Genomic DNA, 779 nt, shown 5'->3' on the forward strand with positions numbered 1-779 from the left:
ATCAGCGAGCGGCCGGCAATGTCGTCGGCGCGGCGCATCGCCATGAAGGCGCGCACGTCGGTTGCTTCCAGCGCCGCGAAGCGCTTGAGCGTGACGCGCTCGCCCCAATGGGCACAGAGGAAATCCAGGCATTGCCGCAAGTCGCGGCCATAAGCCTCCAGCGTCTTCGGCGACAGCCGCCGCTCGGCGCCGAGATGCGACAGCCAGCGCGTCATCTCCTGCGCGATCGAGGGATCGGCGCTGGCGAGCTCGATTTGTGGGGCGGCCGCTTTGCTCATGCGCTCTGGACGTGGTGATTCCCTACAGTATATCGCATCACACTCGTTTATCGTTCGCTAAGGCCGCCCCACGGCGCTAGCCTTGAAATCCCGGGTTCCGATTCTCCGTTCATGGATCATACGCCGCGCAGCACGACCGCCCCCACCAACGCGACCGGCATGGTCGACGTGCTGGTGCCGGTCGCGCTCGACCAGACCTATTCCTACAAGGTGCCGCGCGGGATGGAGCTGAAGGCGGGCGATCTCGTCGGTGTGCCGCTCGGGCCGCGCGAGGTGCTTGCGGTGGTCTGGGGAGAAAACGCCAATCCGGATCCGCGCCTGCACAACCGTCTCAAGGAGGTCAGCGAGAAGCTCGACTTCCCGCCGCTCAAGCCCGAGCTGCGGTCCGTGGTCGATTGGGTCGCCAATTACACGCTGAGCCCGCGCGGCATGGTGCTGCGGATGTGCCTGCGGATGGGCGACAACCTCGGCCCCGAGCGGGTGCGCCCCGGCGTGCGTCTG

General features: G+C 66.8%; 1 protein-coding gene and 1 pseudogene. One reads left to right on the top strand and one right to left on the bottom strand.

All coding sequences use genetic code 11. The features are described from left to right. A partial coding sequence (locus MOV75_RS40335) for a site-specific integrase (RefSeq protein ID WP_247008423.1) occupies positions 1-278 on the bottom strand: 278 nt, incomplete at its 3' end. Between the two features lie 111 nt (positions 279-389). On the opposite strand from MOV75_RS40335, the pseudogene MOV75_RS40340 reads away from it, so the two are divergent. Then, a pseudogene (locus MOV75_RS40340) lies at positions 390-779 on the top strand (primosomal protein N'); the annotation flags it as partial.

The sequence above is a fragment of the Bradyrhizobium sp. PRIMUS42 genome (assembly GCF_023006515.1).
Lineage (GTDB): Bacteria > Pseudomonadota > Alphaproteobacteria > Rhizobiales > Xanthobacteraceae > Bradyrhizobium.